This window comes from Sulfitobacter sp. S223 (assembly GCF_025143825.1).
Classification (GTDB): domain Bacteria; phylum Pseudomonadota; class Alphaproteobacteria; order Rhodobacterales; family Rhodobacteraceae; genus Sulfitobacter.
In genome coordinates, this window is sequence record NZ_CP083560.1 from 1,004,443 (window position 1) to 1,027,994 (window position 23,552).

A 23,552-nucleotide genomic window follows, 5' to 3' on the forward strand; every position below is an offset into this window, starting at 1 on the left:
ATCAATAACCATGACAGATCACTTGAACCCCGCCGACGCCGCCTTTGCTGACAAGCTTCGCAGTGCCTTGCCCATAGACACGCTGTATGATGCCAGCGCGCAATATCTTGAAGAACCGCGCGGACGCTACGCCGGACAGGCAGCGATATTGGCCAAGCCGCGCACGACGCAAGACGTCTCAACTCTGATCCGTTTGGCCGCCGAAGCCCGCGTGGGTGTGGTGCCCTATGGCGGGGGAACCGGCCTTGTCGGGGGGCAGATCGCCGAAGAGGGCGCTGTCCCGCTGATCCTGTCGCTGGAACGCATGAATGGCATTCGCGCCGTCTACCCTGATGAAAATGTATTGGTGGCCGAAGCGGGCGCGATATTGGCAGATGTCCAAAGCGCTGCGGAAGCCGTTGACCGGCTGTTCCCCCTGTCTCTGGCGGCAGAAGGGACCGCGCGGATCGGCGGCAACCTTGCGACCAATGCGGGTGGGACGGGCGTGCTTCGCTATGGTAACGCCCGTGATCTCTGCCTTGGGCTTGAGGCGGTTTTGCCGGATGGGCAGATATGGAACGGCCTGACGCGACTGCGTAAGAACAACACAGGCTACGATCTGCGCCACCTTTTGATTGGTGCAGAAGGGACATTAGGCGTGATCACGGCTGCGACACTCAAGCTGTTCGCGCGGCCGGCCCGGACCGGCACAGCTTTGTTGGTGGTGGAAAGCCCTGCAAGCGCGCTCAAGCTGCTGAGTATGGCGCGGGAATTATTCGGAGAAATGGTGAGCGCGTTTGAATTGATCCATCGTCAGGGGTTTGATTTTCTGACCGAGACGATGCCAGATGTCCGTCAACCTTTTGCCGAACCGCCCGAATGGTGTGTTCTGATCGACCTTGGCCTTGCGGCTGACATGGACCCGCAAGCATCGCTTGAAACGCTATTTTCACATGCGTCCGAGGCAGACCTCGTGCTTGATGGTCTCATCGCTCAATCTACCGCACAGGCACAGGATTTCTGGAACATCCGTGAAAGCATTCCGGAAGCCAACCGGCGCGTTGGCTCTGTTTCCAGCCATGATATATCTGTGCCGTTGGGGGCCATCGCGGACTTTATTGAACAAGCGGGTGAACGACTGGCACAGATGGGTGAATTCCGGATCAATTGCTTTGGCCATCTGGGCGATGGGAACCTGCATTACAATGTTTTTCCTCAGGTAGGACGCACCCGTGCTGATCATGAAAACCAGCGCGATGCCATCAAAACCTGTGTTCATGACCTGACGCATGAAATGGGTGGGTCAATCTCGGCCGAGCACGGGATCGGGCGGCTTAAGGTCGACGACCTTGAGAAGTACGGCGATCCGGCAAAGCTGTTTGCGATGCGCGCGATCAAGGCTGCGCTGGATCCAAATGGAATTATGAATCCGGGCGCTGTGCTGCGCGGCTAGGGGCCCAAGCAATCGACAAGCTTCCACACCAGTTCGCCCACGGCAGGATTTGCGATATCACCATGCGCCGCAATTATGCCTGTCGCGTCAAGATATAGCACCTTGCCTGAGTGCGATGCCGATTGGCAGGCGCCGTCCAGTTTCGCAACACCGTTGCGGTCGGCGATTCTGGCTTGCTCGAATATGCGGGTCAGTTCTGGCTTGGCGTCGATCCGTCGCGCGCCTGCCTTGCCACCTACATGGCGGGCGCCTGTCGCAAAACGAGCGATGGGGTTCGCGGTATCGTGCGCAGACCAGGTCATGACCATGCGGCCATCGGGTGTAGAATGATTTTGATAAGGACCGCCTTCGCCCGAAAGTATCCAGCGGACAGGTGGGACCAATTCATATTCGGGTAGAAACCTATTGGCGCTGAATGCCGCTTGAAGACTGATGACCGTCGGCCCCGGGCCGCTGCGCTTTTCAGGAGATTTCAGCAGAGCGGCTGAGTAATAGGCACGTGTCAAGATGCGCGCACCCATGGAATGCCCCAGCAGGACCAGTGGCAAACCTGTCTGCGCCTCAATGCGCGGCAAACTGGCGTTAAGGATATGGTTGGCAATGCCGTAGCCGATTTCATCCGCATCGCGCGCTTTTGTCGTATAGCTGCCGATGTGGGCCGCGCGGTTTGCCAAATCTATCACCGATGTACCGCCCCAAACAGAAGGCCACGTCAACCCGATGACCAGAGGGTTGAACTGCGCACCCCGCTTCTGCGCGGCGCGGCGGCTATGCTGGAGCACAGCGTTATAGCGTGCGATCGCCTCAAACTGGTCATTGTTCCACCCCATCGAAGCAAACAGTAGGTGTGTATAGGGACGACCAGCAGCGCGTGCTGCGCGGATGTCTTTGATCACCAGATCTTCCATCCTGTCCAGCGCTGCCCAGCCTGCCTCATAGCTGGCAGAGATATCGGTGTCGCGGAACGGACCAAAAGCAGTATTACTATAAGCACTGTGGATCAGTTGAACTGATGCGTCGGCAGGTTCACTGGTGCCGCCATACCGCAATATGTGAGAAACAAACATGACCTTGGGGTCATCAAGTGCCGCATCAAACGAGCTGCGCTGCTGGGCCAGATCGCGCGGATGCATTTGTGCTGTCGCGGCAAACGGCGCGCGTAGGCGCATGAAATCAGCGCTGTCGCCTTGAAAGCCGATCTTGGCGCGGGGGCTTTTTTCGATGCCAATAATATAGCCGTGAGCGTTTAGCGGGTGGGTAAACGGCGTGTTGAGCAGGGCGTGATAGCGTGAAATCGTGCCGTCGGTTGCCAGCGCTTTTTCTTCGTCCGGGGGGACATGTATATTTAAGCTGCTGCACTGCACCAATATCAGTGCTGCGATGATGGCTATGGCCTTTTTCGGCCATTGTCCGAGATATACCGTTGCTGCCATAAATTGTCTCCTTGCGCCCGCCTGTGGTCAGCGTTGCGCAAGTCGACAATCTTTTCAACCTTGGCGGTAAACCTTAGTGGCCCTCGTATGAGCACAGGGCCTGAACATCTATACCCATGGCTTCAAGCCGCTTGCGGCCACCCAGCTCTGGCAGATCAATGATAAAGCTGACCGAAACGACCTCTGCGCCCAGACGCTCAAGCAGTTTGATACCTGCCTCGGCGGTGCCACCAGTGGCCAACAGATCATCCACCACCAATATTTTTTCGCCAGCTTGCACGGCGTCTTCGTGGATTTCCATCGTGGCTTCGCCATATTCAAGCTGGTAATCTTGGCTGATCGTTTTGCCCGGCAGTTTGCCTTTCTTGCGGATCGGTACAAACCCGAGGCTGAGCTGGTGTGCAATTGCGCCACCCATGATGAAACCGCGCGCCTCAAGACCCACAACCTTGTCTATGCGCATACCGGCATAGGGATGCAACATCTGGTCAATCGCCATGCGGAAACCGCGCGGATCGGCAAATAGGGTGGTCACGTCGCGGAACATGATCCCTTCGTGCGGAAAGTCGGGAATCGTGCGAATGTAGTCACGGACGGTTTTCATGCAGCACTCCTGCGCAATGTGGCGGTCAGAACGCCCATGGAAATAAGGGCAGCACCGCCCGCGCGGGTGATCCACGCGATGATGCCGGGTTTTGCGATGACGCGGCGCAGCCGGTCGGCGGCCAGTGCATAGGCCAATGCGTTGAGCGCAGCAAGAGCGACGAATGTTACGATCAGAATGGCGAACTGCGGCAGTAGGGGGGATTCGGTCCGGACAAACTGCGGAACGAAGGCAATGAAGAACGCGATGCTCTTTGGATTTAGCGCGGTGACCGCGGCGGCATGGCTGAAAACCTTTCCGCTGGTGACACTGTCTGCTTCCGGCACTGACAGGCCATCGGAAGGGGCTGATCGGATCAACTTTACCCCCAAATAGACCAGATAGATCGCGCCAACCCATTTGAGGGCAACGAACAGCGTGGCGGAGGTCAACACCAGTGCGCCAAGCCCCATCAGGGAGGCTGTTATGGCGATCAGATCCCCCAAGGCAACGCCTGCGGCAGAGGCGACAGCAACCGATCGCCCTTTCGAAAGGGCATAGCTGAGCACCAACAGCACAGTTGGGCCCGGAATGAGCAGCAGTGCGACGGAGGCCGCAACAAACGTAAGCCATAGATCAATGGGCATAGTTGCCTTTCATTGCGGTGGATAGTGTCGGACCAACGCCATCTTGTCCTGCGCGCCCAAAGTTTTCAAGCTGTTGTCAGCGTCTTGCGACAGGATTGAACGGCTGAGGTAATAAGGGTTCCGGATGTCGGTAATCAGTCCCAACGCTTGCGTGATTTCTTCCAACATCACGGATTCATACTGGCGGATGGTCATGGTGGTGGAAAATCCGATGCTTGCGCCTTTGATTGTATTACCGTCAATATCCAGGGCGGTGATGGCATTGGCCATGATTAAGCCGTCCAGAAGGGTGGCTGTTTCGGCAGCTATTCGGTCGCCGCGGGCGGCATCAAGCAGGTAGATTTTGATATCCGGCGTTTGCGCGGCTTCGACTAGTCGCACGCCCATACCGATCTTGTTGAGCCGCTGCACCGCGCGCACCACCGAAGCTTCGGCACGCTTCAACTTGCCGCCCAAGAACGAAGGAGCGCGTTCGACGATGCCAACAGTGATGACATCCTGATCCCAGTGGTAAAAGGGTTTCGCGCAAATGCCGTCGGGCGACGCTCCACAGGCGACTAGGCGGTAGAAGGCCATGTCATCCAGTGCGCCCTCACTCTCGACAAAGTCCTGCGCCAGCGCGGGTAGCGCAGCGCAGGCAAGCAGCATCGAGGTTCGGACCAAAGAGATCAGAGAATCCGTCCGGCCACGGCGTCCAGCTTGGCAACAAGCGCTGGATCACGCGCTTCAGGGCTGGTCATGACCGCGTATTCAAGTGCGCGGTCACAGCCATGAGGGCAGGGCGCGCGTTCGGTCCCCAGCAGCACGGGCAGGCGCGCAACCAGATTTCGGGCATTGGCGGCGTTGCCTTGTAATGTTTTGATAATTTCGGATACGTCCACTTCTCCGTGATCGGGATGCCAGCTGTCATAATCGGTAATCATCGCGACAGAGGCATAGCAAAGTTCGGCCTCGCGGGCGAGCTTGGCCTCGGGCATGTTGGTCATACCAATCACGTCAGCACCCCAACTGTTGCGGTACATATTGCTTTCAGCCAACGTCGAAAACTGCGGTCCTTCCATCGCCAGATATGTGCCGCCACGGTGCACGGTCACGCCTGCGCCCTTTGCCGCTTCTTCGCAGGCGTCCGACAGACGCGGGCAGGTTGGATGCGCAACGCTCACATGTGCAACACAGCCGGTGCCAAAGAATGATTTTTCCCGTGCAAAGGTCCGGTCAATGAATTGGTCCACGATCACGAAATGCCCTGGTGCCAGCTCTTCTCGGAACGATCCGCACGCCGAGACTGAGATGATATCCGTACAGCCCAGCCGTTTGAGCGCGTCGATGTTCGCGCGGTAGGGCACGGTGGAGGGCGTGTGGACGTGGCCGCGACCGTGACGTGGCAGAAAGGCCATTTCGATGCCTTCCAGCTTCCCGGTCAGGATCGCATCGGATGGGTCGCCCCAAGGCGTTTGTACGGTGGTCCATTGTGCATCCGTTAACCCGTCAATGTCATAAATGCCGGAGCCGCCGATTACTGCAATTTTTGTGGGTGTCATGGGAGCCTCGATTTCTGGTTCAGCTTGCAGTTTGCCTTGGCTGGTGGATGGTGAAAAGCCCCAAAGCCCCCGTATTCACACGACAGTGAGGGGCCGGTGGCATCCCTTTCTCGGGCAAGCCAGACTTGCATTGCAATCTGTTGAGTGTCCCGAGCTGATGCCGCCGCACAAATGGCGGCCCTGACAGCGGGTTTTCTTTTGGTGCACTATGGTCTAGTTGCTGCGCAATACATCCCAATCCCCTACATCTCAGGAGAGATCATGGCGCGTAGTATCTTCCGCAGCTTTACCCAGAACCTGTCCTCCAAAAATATGGACGTGACCGATTTGCGCTGGATGGGCCAGGATGGCTTTTCCGTATCGCGCATGCGGATCGAGCTTTTATCCGGCCTTACCGTGGCTCTTGCCTTGGTACCAGAGGCCGTTGCCTTTGCCTTTGTGGCGGGTGTCCACCCGTTGGTGGGTCTGTATGCGGCGTTTCTGGTGGGGCTGATCACTGCGCTGATCGGTGGCCGCCCGGGCATGATTTCCGGCGCAACAGGTGCTTTGGCGGTGGTGATGGTGGCCTTGGTCAGCCAGCACGGGGTCGAATATCTGTTTGCGACCGTTGTGCTGATGGGGCTTTTACAGATTTTCGCTGGTGTCATGCAGTGGGGCAAGTTCATACGGCTGGTGCCGCATCCCGTTATGCTGGGCTTTGTAAACGGCCTCGCGATTGTGATTTTTCTGGCGCAGATGGGCCAGTTCAAGGTGCCCGGTTCCATGGTCGATACCGGTCATGGGCTTGGTGGCGGGGAATGGCTTTCTGGAATGCCTATGGTATTGATGCTGGCGCTTGTCGCGGCAACGATGGGGATCATCTGGGTTATGCCGCGCATCACCAAACTTGTGCCTGCGCCGCTTGCCGGGATTGGTATTGTCGCGGCCGTTGTTATCTTCACTGGTATGGATGTGCCGCGTGTTGGTGATCTGGCTTCCATTCAGGGTGGCCTGCCATCATTCCACAACCCGTTCGGCACTGGTGAAGGCCTTTATGGTACGGCTCTTGCGCCGATGAACCTTGAGACGCTGTACATCATCGCGCCCTATGCCGTGATCCTTGCGGCGATTGGCCTGATCGAAAGCCTTCTGACGCTTAACCTTGTCAGCGACATGACCGGCACGCGTGGCGGAGCAAGCCAGGAATGTGTCGCGCAGGGTGTTGCGAATACTGTGACCGGTTTCTTTGGCGGTATGGGCGGCTGCGCGATGATTGGTCAGTCGATGATCAACGTGAAGTCAGGCGGTCGGACGCGGGTGGCGGGGATTGCTGCCGCAGTTTTCCTTCTGTTATTTATCGTCGTCGCCGCACCATTGATCGAGCTTATCCCGCTAGCCGCGCTTGTTGGTGTGATGTTCATGGTCGTGATCGGCACATTCGCGTGGAACTCGTTGACGATCCTGCGCAAGGTGCCGCTGATGGATGCATTCGTGATCCTGCTGGTGACCGTCGTGACCGTGTACGAAGATCTGGCCGTCGCTGTTGTCGTGGGTGTGATCGTTAGTGCGCTGGCCTATGCGTGGAACAATGCACGTCGCATTCATGCCAAGACCTATGAAACACCGGAGGGCGCCAAAGTTTATCAGGTGCAGGGGCCGCTGTTTTTCGGCTCAGCCGAAGGTTTTGCCGAACTCTTTGATGTGCGCAACGATCCTTCGGTGGTTATTGTAGATTTCGACGACAGCCGAGTTGTAGATCAGTCCGCCTTGCAGGCGATTGAGGCAATTGCCGGTAAATACGAAGCCGCAGGCAAGCGTATCGAGCTGCGCCACCTAAGCCGTGATTGTCATGCCTTGCTGACAAAGGCAGGTCACCTGATGGTCGATAGTGACGATGATCCGGACTATCAGGTTGCGGTGAATTATCAGGTGCGCACGGGTATCCTGGGCGGTCACTAATCCCGGCACCGACACAAAAAAGCCCCGCTAACATAAACGTTAGCGGGGCTTTTCTTTTGTAAGATATCAGACTTTCAGCGGCGTTTCGCTGCGTGTCCATGCCAAAGGCTTAACCGCATCATCAAGCGGCGTTTCCGCAACGTGGTTCACATAGTTGGACATGGTTTTCTGGGCGATGCCGAGGATCACATCAAGTACCGCGCGGTGGCCATAGCCTGCTGCGAAGAACTCGGACATTTGGGCATCGTCTACGTTGCCGCGACCGCGCACCATGCGAAGGGTAAAGGTACGCAGTGCTTCAAGCTTGTCCGAGGGCAGGGGGGTTTCGGTGCGAAGTGCGTGTGTGATCGCGTCATCAACCTTCATCATTTTCGCGATGCCGGAGTGTGCTGGCACACAGTAATGGCATTCGTGTTCGACGTTGATTGACTGCCAAACCACGGTCAGCTCGTCTGCGTCGAAATCGGTCTCGGTGAACAGCTTGTGCAGCAGTTGGTACCCTTCAAGCATCTGGGGGCTTTCCGCCATTACTTTGTGAAGGCCGGGCAGGCGGCCAAAAGCGGCCTGTGACTTCTCAAGCAAGGGCTTGGAGCCTTCCGGGGCGCTGTCGATGTCGTGTGATGGAAAGTCGGTCATGGGTCAGGTCCTTTGGGAATTATTTAGATGAGTCGGAATTAGCCTTTCTTGAGTGATCGTTCAAGTATATAGTTGAGTGACCGTTCAACTATTGGTGATCTATGGCCAGAAGACCCGAATATGACCGCGAAGCACTAATTGATGCCGCAAGGGACCTGTTTTGGCAGCAGGGGTGGGCTGGGACATCCATGAAAGACCTCGAGCGTGTTCTAAAGCTCAAACCGGGCAGCTTTTATGCTGCCTTCGGCTCCAAGGACGCGCTGTATGGGTTGGCAATGGATCGCTATGCCCGCGACGGCTCTGCGCGGCTTGCCGCGTTGGAGGCCGAGTTCGGAGCGCTGGGCGCGCTCAAGCGGCAACCGATGGCTGTTGTGTCTGGGGCGGGTAAGACGCGGGCCTGTATGCTGGCCAAGACCTACGTGGAAATGCTGGGTACAAACAATGATCTGGGGTTAAAGGCCGCGGAACGCCTGTCCGAAATGGAGACGCGTTTTGCGGCGCTCTTTGCTGCCGCACAGGAAAATGGCGATATATCCAAAGACCACGATCCAAAGCTGTTGGCGCAGCGGTATCAATCGGATCTGGTGGGGCTACGCATCATGGCGGAACGCGCCGATGTGGATGCCATAGCCCTCGCGCAGGCTATGGCAGATGATCTTGATCGTTTGGGGTAGGTGATCAATCGTCGGGGCGGACGATCTCGAATACTTCGCGGACTGCGGTATAATCGCGATAGCCAAGGCGGCTGAGCGGGACATATCGGGTCACATCAAAGCGGCCGTCGACCACACAATCATCACGCAGGTGAACGCCAATGACTTCGCCAAAACAAACAAAGTTTGCTGCACCTTCAATCTGAACGATCTGGGTCATCTTACATTCAAGCGCTGCGGGCGCGTTGCCGACGCGGGGGGCATTGATCGCTTCACATTCGGCTTTCTCGATACCGGCGTGGGCAAATTCATCCGTGCCATGGGGCAACGTAGCCGAGGATGCATTCATGGCGTCGCGCGCGGCATACTCAACGATATTCACGCAAAACACGCCGGTCTCGCGGATATTGGCCATGGAATCCTTGGTCCCGTCCACGTCGTCTTTTACGCCTGTTGAGGCAAACATCACTTGCGGGGGGACATAGGCGACCCCGTTGAAAAAGGAATAGGGTGCAATGTTGTCGCGCCCCTGCGCATCGCGGGTAGAGATCCAGCCGATGGGGCGTGGCGTGACGATTGCGTTGAATGGATTATGCGGCAGGCCATGGCCGTCGGCTGGGCGGTAGAACATTTTTCGCGGGTCTTTCTGTTGTTATTGAATACAGAGCTAGCGCCGTGATAGGCCGCTGACCAGTAGAAAACTCCGGAGCGCCGACGTTGTACGAGCTTGCCGCCGAAAATGCAGATGACCTTTGGGAGGTAGAAGCGCTTTATGACACGTGCTTTGCACCGGGGCGCACTGCTTTGTCATCCTACCGATTGCGTGAAGGTGTTCCGCCGGTTTCGGGGCTCAGCCTTGTGGCGCGTGACGAGCTGGATATTCTGGCCGGTGCAATCCGGTTCTGGCCCGTTCTGGTTGGTGGACATACTTCATTGCTTTTGGGGCCGGTTGCTGTGCACCCCACCCGGCAGGGCGAAGGATTGGGGGCTTTGCTGATCGAAACCTCGCTGGAGCTTGCCGGCCCTCAGGGGTGGGATCGCGTGATGTTGGTTGGGGATGCCCCCTATTACGGGCGCTACGGATTTGAGCGGTTGGATAATGTGATCATGCCGCCCCCCACGAATCCCGACCGTGTGTTGGGGCGTGCCTTGCGCGAAGGCGCTTGGGACGGAATAGCGGGCGAGGTTACGCGCGTGCGTTGAAAAAGCCCGCCACTTCGCCCACATAGAAGGTGAAGGAGACCCCGATGCAAAAAAGCCAGTTACCTGCGGCGATCGACGTTGAAGCCGAACTTGATAGGATCGCGCGCCGCTATAAGGCTGCGGGCGGGGTTGGGATCAATGTTCTCAATCTGATCGGCGGGCAAGCCGAAAACCTGTTGGAGCGGCTGCCGGCCAGCGTCCGCAAACAGCTTGAGGGCGCCACTGTGCGCGCTTTGGATCACGCGATGAGCGCGGCCCACAAAAGCCGTGGCCATGTGCCGGATCAGGCCTCTTGGCTGAACTCGGCGGTGTCGGCTGCGATGGGCGCAGTGGGAGGTGCAGGCGGTTTGCCGACCGCGCTGGCGGAGTTGCCAGTGACGACGACATTGCTGTTGCGCGTGATTGAAGGCGTTGCGGTCGAACACGGTTTTGACCCCGACCTTGAATCAGTTCGCTTTGATTGTGTGCAGGTCTTCTCTGCGGCGGGACCACTGTCAGAGGATGACGGATCTGACCTTGCATTTCTTACAGCGCGGATTGCGCTGTCCGGGAAAGCAGTCCAGTCGATCATCCATAAGGTTGCACCACGCTTGGCGGTCGTTATGGGGCAAAAGCTGGCAGCCCAGACTGTGCCTGTTCTGGGCGCTGTAGCAGGGGCTGCGACGAACTATGCCTACACCAGCTATTATCAGGATATGGCGCATGTGCATTTCGGGTTGCGCAAGCTGGCGATTGAGGCGGATGTCACGCCAGAAGAGCTGAACAAGCGGCTTGTCGTGAAGATGCGGGAACTGGCCTTGGCCTGAATGCGGATGAAGCGCGCGCGGCTGGCTTTGCGGATGTTTTGCGTTTAAACGCACTTGCTAACCGGTTTTTGAAGGATCATAGGCAAAATATGGTTACACAAATGCCGATCTCGCTTCATGGGGGCGCAAAAGACAGCGCGCGCACGCAGTTCGCCGCGCTGTGCTGGCGTAAACGGCGGGGCAAAGTGCAAATTCTTCTTGTCACTTCAAGGCGTCGCAAGCGCTGGATTGTCCCGAAGGGTTGGCCCATGGATGGTAAGACACCTGCTCAATGTGCAGCAATCGAGGCCTGGGAGGAGGCGGGCGTTGTTGGCACGGCCAGTGATACCTGCATCGGCGTCTATTCCTATGCACGTACCCGCGAAGAGGAAGAAGATTTTCCGTGTCTTGCAATGCTGTATCCGATCAAAGTGAAGTCGTTGAAAAAGAAATTCCCTGAAGTGAAAGACCGCCGCCGGAAATGGGTGTCTCGTAAGAAGGCGGCCAAAATGTTGCCGCATAAAGAGCTGGCCAAGCTGATAATGGGCTTTTCCCCTGTTTCAGAGCCAAAGCCCGCTTGACCTGCTGGGCGATGACGCCACATCGTGATACACTGCAGCTAGATTTAGGAATGGAACATGATCCGCTATGCGTTGAAATGTCGGGAGGGCCATGAATTCGAAAGCTGGTTCAAGTCGGCTTCGGCGTTTGACGTATTGTTGGCTGGCGGCCATGTCACCTGCGTCTCCTGTGGTACAAGTGATGTGCAAAAGGCGCTGATGACACCAAGGGTTGGCGCTGCAGTCGCGCCGTCGAAGCAAGACAAGAATTCCGAACTGATCGCAAACATGCGCCGCGAGGTTGAGGAAAATGCAACCTATGTCGGGGGCGAGTTTGCTCAAAAAGCCCGCGACATGCACGAAGGCGTGTCCCCTGAAACTTCGATCTACGGCGAGGCAAGTGCCGACGAAGCGCGCGCGCTCCTTGATGATGGGGTGCCTGTGCTGCCACTTCCCTTCAAGCCCAAACAGAAAATGCAATAACCCCGAGGATTGATCGATGACAGTTGTGATTACAGGTGCAAGCCGTGGCATTGGTGCAGGTCTTGCCGCGTATTACCGCGATCAGGGTGTTGATGTGATGGGGACCGGACGTTCTGTCACGGCTGATATCACGCTGGACGTCACCCAGCCCTCAAGCCACACAGAGATGGCGGAAAAGCTGGGCGAACAAGCGGTTGAACTGCTAGTTTGTAACGCGGGTGTCTATCTTGACAAGGGCGCTGATCTGGACAGCGGCTATGGTGCAGATATTTGGGCGCAAAGCTTTGCTACTAATGTGACAGGTGTGTTTTTAAGCATTCAGGCGCTGTTGCCGCATCTGCGTCGTGCTGCGAACCCGCGGATCGCGATTATTTCATCGCAGATGGCATCGTCCGAACTTGCCCCCGGTGGCAGCTATATTTACCGCGCATCGAAGGCTGCTGTGTTGAATCTAGGGCGCAATCTGTCAACCGATCTCAAGGCCCAAGGCATTGCGGTGGGTATCTATCACCCTGGTTGGGTGCAGACGGATATGGGCGGTTCCTCCGCCGCGATCACGGTGGATGAGGCGGTCGCAGGCCTGACAGAGCGGTTTGCGGCGCTCAACATCAAGACGACAGGCTGCTTCGAAACATGGGACGGTCGTGCGCATCCCTACTAATGGCTTGTCCCTAGTGATCTTGCGCCTGCGCCTCCGCTCGCGTAAAGCCATCGCGGAATGACAACAGCGAGGGTCTGATGCCTGTATTGGTGATGAAATTCGGTGGCACCTCGGTTGCCACGCTGGACCGTATCCGCCGCGCGGCAAAACGCGTGGGTGTAGAAGTGGCCAAAGGCTATGACGTGATCGTCATCGTGTCCGCTATGTCGGGCAAGACCAACGAGCTGGTCGGCTGGGTTAACGAGACATCGGCCCTCTATGACGCACGCGAATATGACGCTGTCGTCTCTAGCGGCGAAAATGTGACAGCGGGCCTGATGGCGCTGACGTTGCAGGAAATGGACGTACCGGCGCGCAGCTGGCAGGGCTGGCAAGTGCCGGTCAAGACGACCTCCGCCCACGCCTCTGCGCGGATTGAGGAAATTCCACCTGAGAACATCCTTGCCAAATTTGAGGACGGGATGAAGGTCGCAGTCATTGCCGGTTTTCAGGGCGTGAGCCCTGAAGGCCGGATCACCACCCTTGGTCGTGGCGGATCCGACACCACGGCTGTGGCGTTTGCAGCAGCCTTTAACGCCGAGCGGTGTGATATCTATACGGATGTGGACGGTGTTTACACCACCGACCCGCGCGTCGAGGCAAAGGCGCGCAAGCTCGACAAGATCTCATTCGAAGAGATGCTTGAGTTGGCAAGCCTTGGGGCAAAGGTATTGCAAACAAGGTCCGTTGAATTGGCGATGCGCTATAAGGTCAAGCTGCGCGTGCTGTCGAGTTTTGAAGAACAAAGCGACGATGCTGGTACGCTCGTCTGCGCTGAGGAGGAAATCATGGAAAGCAATGTAGTAGCGGGCGTGGCGTTCAGCCGTGATGAGGCAAAGATGACACTGGTGTCGGTCGCCGACCGGCCGGGCATCGCGGCCACGATCTTTACCGCGCTCAGCGAAGGCGGCGTGAACGTGGACATGATTGTTCAGAACATTGCTGAAGAAGGCCGCACAGACATGACGTGGTCTTGCCCTGTTGATCAGGTGAAACGCGCCGATATCGCGATGCAGAAGGCAGCGCAGGATGGCGTGATCAACTATGACGAACTGATAGTCGATGAAGGCGTTGCCAAGGTGTCGGTTGTAGGCATCGGCATGCGCAGCCACACTGGTGTTGCTGCCAAGATGTTCAAGGTTCTTTCGGACGAGGGCATCAACATCAAGGTCATCACGACATCTGAAATCAAGATCAGTGTACTGATTGACCGCAAATATATGGAACTGGCAGTGCAGGCGCTTCACGACGCCTTTGAACTCGATAAAGCGGCCTAAGCCGAGCCTTCCTTTGATGGGATGGGTTCACCCTAATAATCAATGGGCTACGTCCGTTTGTTAGTGTGCCGCCTGATGATTGGGCAAGGGAGAGGCGACTTCGCGCTATAGGCGTATTTCCTCTCCCCATCAGGGCAGGCAGACGCTATGGTGGGGCCAAGCAAAGACTAGGGACATCATGCCAGAACGTACAGAAAGCGACAGCCGCAAGCTGCTGGGGCGTTTGCGTGACGCCATGGCGGGGGATGACGCCGGTCAGGCGCGGCTTGATAAAATCACTCACCTGATCGGTAGCTCGATGGGCTGTCAGGTTTGCTCGATCTACCTGTTGCGCGATGAAGATACGCTTGAGCTTTGCGCGACAGAGGGTCTGAACAAGGACGCCGTTCACCAGACACGCATGAAGATGGGTGAAGGTCTGGTTGGTCGGGTGGCAAAGCAAAGGCGTGTGATCAATACGCCCGATGCCCCGCAGGCGCGCGGTTTCCGCTATATGCCAGAGACCGGCGAAGAGATTTACTCCAGCTTTCTGGGCGTTCCGATCCAGCGCCTTGGCGATACCCTTGGCGTGCTTGTCGTGCAGTCCAAGACTGCCCGCGAATTTAATATGGATGAGGTTTACGCCCTCGAAGTCGTCGCCATGGTTCTGGCCGAAATGACAGAGCTTGGCGCGTTCGTGGGCGAGGGGGCTGCCATGTCTGCGCGCCACAGCCAGCCTGTGCTTTTGCGCGGAACGGTTGCGCAAGAAGGCGTCGCCGAAGGGCACATCTGGCTGCACGACCCGCGTGTTGTTGTATCCAATCCTATCGCTGATGATCCAGAACGCGAGGCGCAGCGCCTGACTGACGCGGTAGATGCCCTGCGTTTAAGCGTGGATCAAATGCTGACCATGTCACGGGGCGACAAGGACCAGCAGGAAGTGATCGAAACATATCGCATGTTCGCCAACTCCAAGAGCTGGATGAAGCGGATGCTGGCTGACATCACTCAGGGGCTCTCTGCCGAGGCGTCGGTCGAGAAAGAGCAATCACTGGCGCGGTCACGGATCGGGCAATCCAGTGACAGCTATATGCGAGAGCGTTTGAGCGATCTGGACGATCTTTCCAACAGGCTGTTGCGCATTTTGACGGGGCAGGGTTCGGACACTGGCGCCGAGATGCCCCCCGATCCGATCCTTGTCGCGCGCAACATAGGCCCGGCCGAATTGCTTGAATACGGACGCAGCCTGCGCGGTATCGTGCTGGAACAAGGCTCCGTCGGGAGCCATGCCGCGATCGTCGCGCGTGCGCTGGCGATTCCGTTGATCGTGCATGCCGGACGCATCACCAACGAGGCGCTGAATGGCGATCACGTGATGGTGGACGGTGAGCAGGGCGTGGTGCATTTGCGGCCGGACGATAGCGTCGCCTCTGCCTTTCGGGACAAGATCGCGATGCAGGCCGCTGCGCAAGAACGCTACGCCTCTATCCGTGACAAACCGGCAGAAACCAAGTGCGGCAATATCATCGGTTTGCATATGAACGCGGGCCTGATGGCGGATCTTCCTTCTTTGGACAGTTCCGGCGCCGAAGGCGTGGGGTTATTCCGGACCGAGCTTCAATTCCTGGTGCGCAACCAGATGCCGCGCCGGTCGGATTTGAGCGTGCAGTATAAGCGCGTGCTGGATGCCGCGCATGGCAAGCGGGTTGTGTTCCGCACACTGGATATCGGGTCGGACAAAGTGCTGCCCTACATGAAGCCAAACGATGAGCCGAACCCGGCTTTGGGCTGGCGCGCGATCCGTGTCGGACTGGACAAGCCTGGTATAATGCGGATGCAGTTGCAGGCGTTGATGCGCGCCGCCGATGGGGGGCCGTTGACGGTGATGTTCCCTTTTGTCGCCCAATTCGAGGAATATCGCGCCGCGCGCGCAGAGGTCGACAAGACGCTCGCGCGGGAAGAAAAACTGGGGCACAAGCTGCCATCTTCCATTGAAATCGGCGCCATGCTGGAGACCCCCAGCCTCGCCTTCGCGCCTGACAAGTTTTTCGAGGAGGTCGGCTTCCTGTCGATCGGGGGCAACGACCTGAAGCAGTTTTTCTTTGCTGCCGACCGAGAGAACGAGCGGGTGCGCAAGCGCTATGATACGCTTAACGTCAGCTTCCTCACGTTCCTTGAGGGCATTGTGAAACGCTGCGCAGCGACCGGCACACCATTGTCGTTTTGCGGCGAGGATGCGGGCCGTCCAGTTGAGGCACTATGCTTTGCGGCAATCGGAATGCGGACGCTTTCCATGCGGCCTGCCTCTATCGGGCCGGTAAAAAGCCTGCTGCGACGCTGCGACCTAGGAGAGGTGCGTGAAGTGATTGAACAGGCGCGCGCACGCGGCGATATGTCGGTGCGCACTGCTGTGATGGAATATCTGCGCGCGCAATACTGACGAAGGGCTTTCGAAGTGTGCATTTGCGCGCTAAAGGTGGCGACCCGTGTTGCGGCTGACTTTGCGGGCATACGCCCTAGATAACGGTTCAGACCGCCAACCCCAGTGTGAGACAGTCCAGTGCAAACACCATACTATCTGATCGACAAAACCAACCTGTTAGCCAATCTTGAGAAAATCGCGTGGCTACGCGAGGCATCGGGCGCGAAATCCCTGTTGGCGTTGAAGTGTTTTGCCACGTGGTCGGTGTTTGATCTAATGGCGCAGTATATGGATGGCTCTACATCGTCATCGCTCTACGAAGTGCGGTTGGGCCATGAGAAATTCGCAGGCGAAGCACATGCCTATTCGGTCGCCTATGCAGATCACGAGATTGACGAAGTGCTGGCGTGCTCCAATAAGATCATCTTCAATTCCATCGGTCAGCTCAGCAAATTCGAAGAGGCGTCTAGCGGTCACATCCGCGGTCTGCGCGTCAACCCCGGCGTATCCACATCCGAGTTCGATCTGGCAGATCCCGCGCGCCCTTTCAGCCGTCTGGGCGAACACGACCCAGAAACGATTGCCGCAGTTGCGGATAAGATCAGCGGTTTGATGTTCCACAACAACTGCGAAAACGACGATTTCGCCCGCTTTGATGAGATGCTGACACTGATTGAGCGGCGTTTTGGCGCGATCATCCAGCAGATGGACTGGATCAGTCTGGGCGGTGGCATCCACTTTACTGGCGATGATTATCCTCTTGATAAGCTGGCCGGGCGCCTGAAGGCCTTTGCGCAACGATTTGACGTGCAGGTCTATCTGGAACCCGGCGAGGCTGCGATCACGGGCGCTGCGACGTTGGAAGTGACCGTGCTGGACACCATGTTCAACGGCAAGAACCTTGCGATCGTCGACAGCTCCATCGAGGCGCATATGCTGGATTTGCTGATCTACCGCGAGCCCGCAAAGGTGGCACCGGACGCAGGAAACCACGAATGGATGATCTGCGGTAAGTCATGCCTTGCTGGCGATATCTTTGGCGAATTCCGCTTTAACGCGCCGCTGAAAGCCGGTGACCGGCTGTCCTTTCAGGACGCCGCAGGCTATACAATGGTCAAGAAAAACTGGTTCAACGGCGTGAAGATGCCAAGCATTGCCATCCGCGAACTGGATGGCTCAACACGATTGGTCCGCGAATTCGGCTATGAAGATTTCGTGGCTGCCCTGTCCTGAACCCCCGATCAACTCTGAACACCAAACAAACGAGGTCTCTTGGATACATGAAACGCAATGTTCTTATCATTGGCGCTGGTGGCGTCGCTCAGGTTGTCGCGCATAAATGCGCACAAAATAATGACGTGTTGGGCGATCTGCATATCGCAAGCCGGACAGTCTCCAAATGCGAAGCAATCATTCAAAGCGTTCATGACAAGGCAGCGATGAAACAAGAGGGCGTGTTCGAGGCCCATGAAGTAGATGGCATGGACACGGATGCGGTTGTCGCGTTGATCAATAAGATCGGCGTGCAGATTGTGATCAACGTAGGCTCGCCTTTCGTGAACATGACCGTGCTTGAGGCCTGTATCCAGACTGGTGCTGCCTACATCGACACGGCAATCCACGAAGACCCGACCAAGATTTGCGAAACGCCGCCGTGGTACGGAAATTACGAATGGAAACGCCGCGAAGCCTGTGCCGAGGCTGGTGTGACTGCGATCCTTGGTGCCGGTTTCGATCCTGGCATGGTTAACGCCTTTGCGCGCTTTGCCGTGGACGAGTTTATGGACGAGGTCACGTCGATCGACATCGTGGACATCAACGCCGGTAATCACGGTAAGTATTTTTCGACGAACTTCGATCCGGAGATCAATTTTCGTGAGTTCACGGGCACTGTCTACAGCTGGCAGGAAGGCGCATGGCAAGAGAACAAGATGTTCGAGGTTGGCCGCGAATGGGACCTGCCCGTCGTGGGTAAGCAAAAGGCCTATATGTCCGGCCATGATGAGGTTCACTCGCTTGCGGCCAACTATCCGCAGGCAGATATCCGGTTCTGGATGGGCTTCGGCGATCACTACATCAACGTCTTTACCGTGCTGCAAAACCTTGGCCTGCTGTCAGAGCAGCCGGTAACGACAGCCGAAGGGCTTGAGGTTGTGCCGCTGAAGCTGGTGAAGGCGGTATTGCCTGACCCATCCAGCCTTGCGCCGAATTACACTGGTAAGACCTGCATCGGTGATCTGGTCAAAGGTGTCAAAGACGGCAAAGAAGTCGAAGTGTTCGTGTACAATGTCGCCGACCACAAAGACGCCTATAACGAAGTCGGCAGTCAGGGCATTTCCTACACCGCTGGTGTGCCGCCAGTGGCTGTTGCGATGCTGATCGCACAGGGCTACTATGACCATGGCAAGATGATGAACGTCGAAGAGCTGGACCCGAAGCCGCTGTTTACGCTGCTGGACACCATCGGTCTGCCGACCCGCGTAAAAGACGAAAACGGCGACCGCGCTTGGGATCAAGCGTAAGCTTTCGTAACAGGCGGTAAGAATCGGAGGCCCCTCTTGTCATGGCAGGGGGGACCTCCTACTCCTTAGGCTCGGGAGCTTGTTCTCGTGCTTTAGGATATGGCGCAGCGACGATGACCACTGGCTCTCCTTCCCAACTGACCGGCTATCTGGCCGCATGGACGATTGTGTTTGTCTGGTCCTTCTGGCTGATCGTCAGTCGGGTGGCAGCGGATAGCGGTCTTACGATTTATGATCTGGCTGCGATGCGCTACGGGCTTGCGTCGTTTGTGGCAGTGCCTTTGTGCATTTATTACAAGCCTTGGCGCGGAATGAAGCTGACGCAAATTGCGGTGGTCTCGTTCATCCTCGGACCAATGTATATTCTTAGCGTCTTTTCAGGCTTTCTGTTTGCCCCCGCCGCACATGGGGGCATCTTTATGAACGGGGTGCTGCCGCTGGTGGGCATCTTGATCGGTCTTTTGTTGTTTCGCGCGTCGCCGTCCCCCCGACAGCTTTTTGGCGCTGCGTTGATCCTTGTCTCGGCCATTGTGCTGGCGTGGGACGGTACGGTCACACGCGGCGAACTTGCCTGGATCGGGGACCTGCTGTTTATCGTAGGCGCGGTCTTTTTCTCCTTCTACGTCATTTTGTCCGAGCGTTGGCAACTGGGCGCGATGCAGATTATCTTTTGCGGGACGGTGGTGAACGCTGCGTTGTATATGCCTGTGTATGCCATGTGGTTGCCCTCAGGTCTGGCGGACGCGCCAACCGGTCCACTGCTTCTGCAAGCTGTCTATCAGGGTTTTGTGCCAAATCTTATGGGGCTTTTGTTCATTGCCCATGCGTCGCGCACCATCGGCAATGGTAACACCTCCTCAATCCTTGCGGCAGTGCCGGGCGGCGGTGGTATTCTGGGCGCTCTCATTTTGGGAGAGAGCCTAAGCGCGATCAGTATCGCAGCACTTGTTTTGCTGACAGTGGGCCTGTTGATCAGCGTGCGCCGTCGCGCAACGGTCTTACCGCCATAGGGCAGGAGGGAGCAGCAGGCTGACCTGCCGCCCTCGCTATCAGATTTCAAGGATCGTGCTGCCTGTGGTCTTGCGTGCTTCCAATGCCTCATGGGCCTTTGCAACATCGCGTAGGGCAAAGCGTTGGCCGATATTGATCTTTACGTCGCCAGACAGCACCTTTTCGCCCAAATGCTTTGCCATCGCCTGACAGGTGGCGTGATCGCTGATATGGGTGAACAGGGTCGGCCTCGTGATCTTCAGCGATCCTTTTTTGCCCAATATTCCCACATCAAACGGTGGCACCGGACCAGAGGCATTCCCGAAAGACATCATCATTCCCAACGGCTTGAGCGAATCCAGCGACCCCTCGAATGTGTCTTTGCCCACGGCATCCATGACCACATCAACGCCTTTGCCATCTGTGAGGCTGCGCACCTGTGCCACCCAATCTTGCGTGTTGTAGTTGATGCAGTGACTGGCCCCGTGATCCAGCGCAAGCTGACATTTCTCATCCGTGCCAGCCGTGCCGATCAGGGTGATCCCTTCAGAGCGGGCCCACTGACAGGCCAGCAGGCCAACGCCACCTGCTGCCGCATGGAACAATACGGTGTCCCCCGCCTTCAGCGGTGATGTCCGGTGGAAAAGGTATTCAACGGTCATGCCCTTGAGCATCATCGCGGCACCTTCCTCAAAAGATATGCCGTCGGGCAGGGGGCAAACTTGTGCTGCGGGCATGACCCGCGCTTCGGCGTAGGCACCCGGTGGCTGAGACGCATAGGCCGCGCGGTCACCTACCTTAAGATGCGTGACGCCTTCGCCAACAGCTTCAATCAGACCGGCGGCTTCCATACCCATCGCATGGGGCAGCTCCATCGGGTAGAGGCCTGTGCGTTGGTATACATCAATGAAGTTCAGGCCGACGGCCTTGTGGGCGATGCGCACCTCGCCTTTGCCGGGCTCCCCGACTTCTTTGTCGACCAGTTTGAACTGTTCTGGTCCGCCATGAGCTTCGATGATCGCTGTAAGTGCCATTTCTTGTTTCTCCTGATTTTCCACAAGCATGGCTATAACATTTAAAGGATGTCCAATAGATAGTTGCGGATCGGACTATCTGGTGAGCGTCTTATAGACATTACCCGTTCCCATTGAGATAGTGCTGACAATCGGATGCTTCCGCGCATCGTCAGGATCAGGAAAGCTGCAATGAAACTTCGCTGCCTTGGCCGGAACGGCCCTCTTGTTCATCCAGTTGGCATCGGGGCGATGTCGTTCTCCAACTTTTACGGCCCCACCAATGAGACCGAAAGCCATGCGATCCTTGACGCTGCCAGAGAAGTGGGCGTGTCTCATATCGACACGGCAAGCGTCTATGGCATGGGCACGTCGGAGACCGTGATCGGCAATTACCTAAGGTCCCATCCACAGGCCAAAGAGCATTTCAAAATTGCGACAAAGGGCGGCATTGCCCGCAACCCCGATGGTCCGGGCAACATTTTCGATAACTCGGCTTCGCATCTACGGACAGAACTGGAAGCTAGCCTCAAGAGACTGGGTGTCGAAGCGGTTGATCTTTATTATGTGCATCGCCGCGATGCCTCTGTCCCGATTGAAGAGGTGGCCCGAACGCTTGGGGGTCTGGTGAAAGAGGGCAAGGCAAAGGCCATAGGTTTTTCCGAAATTGCGCCAACGTCGCTGCGCCGAGCGCATGCGGTTCATCCTGTCGCGGCCGTCCAATCAGAGTATTCTCTATCGACCCGCCTGCCTGAATTGGGGCTGATCCAGACCTGTGCCGAATTGGGCGTGGCCATGGTGGCATTCTCTCCTGTTGGGCGTTCGTTCCTTACTGATACACCTCTCAGTTATGCCGCTGCACAGGAACTGCCGTTCCTGGCAAACAACCCCCGCTTTATGGAGCCAAATTTCAGCGCCAATATTGCCGCGGTTGCACCTTTCAAGGAATTTGCCAATCAGATCGGGATGTCTGCGGCTGGTCTGGCGATTGCATGGACATTGGCGCAAGGCGATCACGTGATCCCGATCCCGGGCACACGTTCTACGGTGCATTTTGCACAACTTTTAGAGGGTGCGACACGTGATCTGAGCTTGGACGAACTCGCGATGATCGAAAAAATTCTGCCGGTTGGATGGTCGCATGGGGACCGATATTCCGCAGTGCAATGGAATGGCCCAGAAAAGTACTGCTAAAAGATGGTACGCCCGACAATGCGGTGAGGCTGGTTATCCATACTCATCAGAAGATCACTGGTGCGACAGCGGCCAGTTAGCCTGCATGCTGTCGGGGCGGTTGGCGGTGAGCCGTTACTTTAACGAACCGCGCGTGATGACACGCGCGGTTCGGGTTTTGTAGGGCAGTGCAAAGCATTCGGCACTACGTTTCTGTTTGATTGCGGCGGAACAGCTTTGCGTAGGCCTTGGGGCGGAACGTGTAGCTTAGTTGAGACCAGAGCGTAGGGCTCATTTCATCTGTGACCACGCCCAGTGGGCCGTCACATGGACCGGGTACATAATGGGTGCCGAATGCCCAGTCCCACAGACCAAAGATCGTTGCGAAGTTGCGTCCATAGGCGATCTCGTCCGCTGAGTGGTGCCAGCGGTGCATGGCTGGCGAGACGAAAAGGATGTTCCACTTGCCGTAGGTCCAAGGCAAATCAGCGTGAATGAAGAAACCATAGTAGTGGCGTACGAGCGAGTTGGCGACAACTGCGTAGGGCGGCAAGCCAAGGAGCAGAAGCGCGCTGGAATCGATAGCAAAGGTCGTAAAACGGTTGATGGGGTGGAAACGCTCCAGCGACAGCCAAGTCATCTCTGTATCAGAATGATGCACCGCATGTGACGGCCACAGAAAAGAATTATGTTCGAACCGGTGCCGCCAATATCCAACAAAATCACCTACTACGATGGCGATAACAACGACGGCCACAACGGGCCAGCCGCTCCAGTCCTCCGGGGAATACAAAACCAGCCCGGTAGAGTGCCAGAAGTCTGAGAGGAATGTTGCGGCAAACACAATGAGCGGTACGGTAAAAACAAGGTTAAACACCATGATTTGGATGTTTAGACCAGTCTCTGGAAGAGCGCGGCGAATGTCTCGGAACAGGGCTTTGCGCTTTACCAAGTAGCCCAAGCACAGGAAGAAAATGGCTGGGGTCAGAATTCCCAAGCCCGCAGTGAGCACCGCATCCCAAGATTTAGTCAGAAATAATGTCAGCCAGTCCATCGTTGCTACCTATCATTTTCATTTACCCTTAGGGCTGTTTGCAATCTAAATACGACATAATTCTGGTCGTGCGCGGAAATAATTGCGGCGATGGAAACAATGTGGCCTGCGCGCATGTGCGTGAAATTTTTCAATGACGTAGCGAAACCGAGAATAAGGAATGGTTGTCCCGCTTCCAGCGCGAGCGCCTCGAGAGGTTCATGCTACTGGGAAACGGACCGGTTATGCTCTTGGGCGCTTTCGCCCAGTCGCAAACCTCCAATTGAGACTCATAGCTTGAGTTGCAGCAGTGCTTTTTGCCCCAAAGTTTCAACCGAGGGCAAACATCCATCGCTCCCGTAATCTGCTTTTCTGGTTTACCTCAGACACAACCAATAGCTTGCGTGGCATGATGACTTAATCTGGTCAGCACATCTTGAGGGGACCCGTCAGGGCCGCCGGATATTCAGGGTTTACTGGGCACCGGATCGGCGACTTTCCGGATGCGGCCATCGCCATTCTCACAGGTTAGAATTCAGCGGTGAGTGT

23 protein-coding genes are annotated in these 23,552 nt (G+C 56.8%); 14 read left to right on the top strand and 9 right to left on the bottom strand.

Annotated features, from left to right (window positions below; all coding sequences use genetic code 11):
* Positions 1 to 10 precede the first annotated feature (10 nt).
* A complete protein-coding gene (locus K3757_RS05070) occupies positions 11 to 1,432 on the top strand; it encodes an FAD-binding oxidoreductase (protein ID WP_259999879.1) in 1,422 nt (473 codons plus the stop codon).
* On the opposite strand, the gene K3757_RS05075 is transcribed toward K3757_RS05070, so the two are convergent.
* The 5 genes from K3757_RS05075 to K3757_RS05095 form a co-directional block, all read right to left on the bottom strand.
* Entirely contained in the window at positions 1,429 to 2,865 is a 1,437-nt protein-coding gene (locus K3757_RS05075) for a hypothetical protein (RefSeq protein WP_259999880.1), read from the bottom strand. The two genes, K3757_RS05070 and K3757_RS05075, sit on opposite strands and share 4 nt — an antisense overlap.
* Before the next feature lie 73 nt (positions 2,866 to 2,938).
* Positions 2,939 to 3,469: an adenine phosphoribosyltransferase gene (locus tag K3757_RS05080; protein ID WP_259999881.1), complete on the bottom strand. Its 531-nt coding sequence runs from the start codon at positions 3,467 to 3,469 to the stop codon at positions 2,939 to 2,941.
* A complete protein-coding gene (locus K3757_RS05085; protein ID WP_259999882.1) occupies positions 3,466 to 4,095 on the bottom strand; it encodes a LysE family translocator in 630 nt (209 codons plus the stop codon). The genes K3757_RS05080 and K3757_RS05085 overlap by 4 nt, the downstream gene beginning before the upstream one ends.
* A 9-nt stretch (positions 4,096 to 4,104) precedes the next feature.
* Entirely contained in the window at positions 4,105 to 4,743 is a 639-nt protein-coding gene (locus K3757_RS05090; RefSeq protein ID WP_259999883.1) for a DUF2927 domain-containing protein, read from the bottom strand.
* Between the two features lie 20 nt (positions 4,744 to 4,763).
* Entirely contained in the window at positions 4,764 to 5,636 is an 873-nt protein-coding gene (locus K3757_RS05095) for an S-methyl-5'-thioadenosine phosphorylase (RefSeq protein ID WP_259999884.1), read from the bottom strand.
* A 261-nt stretch (positions 5,637 to 5,897) separates the two neighbouring features.
* On the opposite strand from K3757_RS05095, the gene K3757_RS05100 reads away from it, so the two are divergent.
* Entirely contained in the window at positions 5,898 to 7,574 is a 1,677-nt protein-coding gene (locus K3757_RS05100) for a SulP family inorganic anion transporter (protein ID WP_260001189.1), read from the top strand.
* A gap of 66 nt (positions 7,575 to 7,640) precedes the next feature.
* Here the strand turns inward: K3757_RS05100 and K3757_RS05105 are convergent, their stop codons facing one another.
* Positions 7,641 to 8,210 (bottom strand): carboxymuconolactone decarboxylase family protein, encoded by a 570-nt coding sequence (locus K3757_RS05105; RefSeq protein WP_259999885.1) that lies wholly within the window; start codon positions 8,208 to 8,210, stop codon positions 7,641 to 7,643.
* Between the two features lie 101 nt (positions 8,211 to 8,311).
* Here K3757_RS05105 and K3757_RS05110 point away from each other — a divergent pair, with 101 nt between their 5' ends.
* Positions 8,312 to 8,884: a TetR/AcrR family transcriptional regulator gene (locus K3757_RS05110; protein WP_259999886.1), complete on the top strand. Its 573-nt coding sequence runs from the start codon at positions 8,312 to 8,314 to the stop codon at positions 8,882 to 8,884.
* Between the two features lie 4 nt (positions 8,885 to 8,888).
* Here the strand turns inward: K3757_RS05110 and K3757_RS05115 are convergent, their stop codons facing one another.
* Positions 8,889 to 9,494 carry a flavin reductase family protein gene (locus K3757_RS05115; protein ID WP_259999887.1) on the bottom strand — a complete coding sequence of 202 codons (606 nt, stop codon included), beginning with the start codon at positions 9,492 to 9,494 and terminating at the stop codon, positions 8,889 to 8,891.
* An 86-nt stretch (positions 9,495 to 9,580) separates the two neighbouring features.
* Between K3757_RS05115 and K3757_RS05120 the strand changes: the two genes are divergently transcribed.
* The 10 genes from K3757_RS05120 (at position 9,581) to K3757_RS05165 (ending at position 19,804) form a co-directional block, all read left to right on the top strand.
* Positions 9,581 to 10,066, top strand: coding sequence for a GNAT family N-acetyltransferase (locus K3757_RS05120; RefSeq protein WP_259999888.1), 486 nt, complete (start codon positions 9,581 to 9,583; stop codon positions 10,064 to 10,066).
* A 44-nt stretch (positions 10,067 to 10,110) separates the two neighbouring features.
* Positions 10,111 to 10,872 (top strand): EcsC family protein, encoded by a 762-nt coding sequence (locus K3757_RS05125; RefSeq protein WP_259999889.1) that lies wholly within the window; start codon positions 10,111 to 10,113, stop codon positions 10,870 to 10,872.
* 89 nt (positions 10,873 to 10,961) lie between these two features.
* The gene (locus K3757_RS05130) at positions 10,962 to 11,432 is read left to right on the top strand and encodes an NUDIX hydrolase (protein WP_259999890.1); all 471 of its coding nucleotides are present in this window, start codon (positions 10,962 to 10,964) and stop codon (positions 11,430 to 11,432) included.
* Positions 11,433 to 11,489: 57 nt separating this feature from the next.
* Positions 11,490 to 11,894 (top strand): DUF1178 family protein, encoded by a 405-nt coding sequence (locus K3757_RS05135; RefSeq protein ID WP_259999891.1) that lies wholly within the window; start codon positions 11,490 to 11,492, stop codon positions 11,892 to 11,894.
* A gap of 16 nt (positions 11,895 to 11,910) precedes the next feature.
* Positions 11,911 to 12,555: an SDR family NAD(P)-dependent oxidoreductase gene (locus K3757_RS05140; RefSeq protein WP_259999892.1), complete on the top strand. Its 645-nt coding sequence runs from the start codon at positions 11,911 to 11,913 to the stop codon at positions 12,553 to 12,555.
* A 77-nt stretch (positions 12,556 to 12,632) separates the two neighbouring features.
* Positions 12,633 to 13,871 (top strand): aspartate kinase, encoded by a 1,239-nt coding sequence (locus K3757_RS05145; protein WP_259999893.1) that lies wholly within the window; start codon positions 12,633 to 12,635, stop codon positions 13,869 to 13,871.
* A 178-nt stretch (positions 13,872 to 14,049) separates the two neighbouring features.
* Complete coding sequence (gene ptsP, locus K3757_RS05150; protein WP_259999894.1) at positions 14,050 to 16,290, top strand: phosphoenolpyruvate--protein phosphotransferase; 2,241 nt, start codon at positions 14,050 to 14,052, stop codon at positions 16,288 to 16,290.
* A gap of 120 nt (positions 16,291 to 16,410) precedes the next feature.
* On the top strand, positions 16,411 to 17,505 hold the full coding sequence (locus tag K3757_RS05155) for a carboxynorspermidine decarboxylase (RefSeq protein WP_259999895.1): 1,095 nt from the start codon (positions 16,411 to 16,413) through the stop codon (positions 17,503 to 17,505).
* Positions 17,506 to 17,552: 47 nt separating this feature from the next.
* The gene (locus K3757_RS05160; protein ID WP_259999896.1) at positions 17,553 to 18,794 is read left to right on the top strand and encodes a saccharopine dehydrogenase family protein; all 1,242 of its coding nucleotides are present in this window, start codon (positions 17,553 to 17,555) and stop codon (positions 18,792 to 18,794) included.
* Positions 18,795 to 18,907: 113 nt separating this feature from the next.
* Complete coding sequence (locus K3757_RS05165) at positions 18,908 to 19,804, top strand: DMT family transporter (protein WP_259999897.1); 897 nt, start codon at positions 18,908 to 18,910, stop codon at positions 19,802 to 19,804.
* 39 nt (positions 19,805 to 19,843) lie between these two features.
* Here K3757_RS05165 and K3757_RS05170 read toward each other — a convergent pair whose 3' ends face one another.
* On the bottom strand, positions 19,844 to 20,818 hold the full coding sequence (locus tag K3757_RS05170; protein WP_259999898.1) for a quinone oxidoreductase: 975 nt from the start codon (positions 20,816 to 20,818) through the stop codon (positions 19,844 to 19,846).
* Between the two features lie 171 nt (positions 20,819 to 20,989).
* Between K3757_RS05170 and K3757_RS05175 the strand changes: the two genes are divergently transcribed.
* Positions 20,990 to 21,991: an aldo/keto reductase gene (locus tag K3757_RS05175; RefSeq protein ID WP_259999899.1), complete on the top strand. Its 1,002-nt coding sequence runs from the start codon at positions 20,990 to 20,992 to the stop codon at positions 21,989 to 21,991.
* A 184-nt stretch (positions 21,992 to 22,175) separates the two neighbouring features.
* Here the strand turns inward: K3757_RS05175 and K3757_RS05180 are convergent, their stop codons facing one another.
* Positions 22,176 to 23,024: a sterol desaturase family protein gene (locus K3757_RS05180; protein ID WP_259999900.1), complete on the bottom strand. Its 849-nt coding sequence runs from the start codon at positions 23,022 to 23,024 to the stop codon at positions 22,176 to 22,178.
* Positions 23,025 to 23,552: the final 528 nt, after the last annotated feature.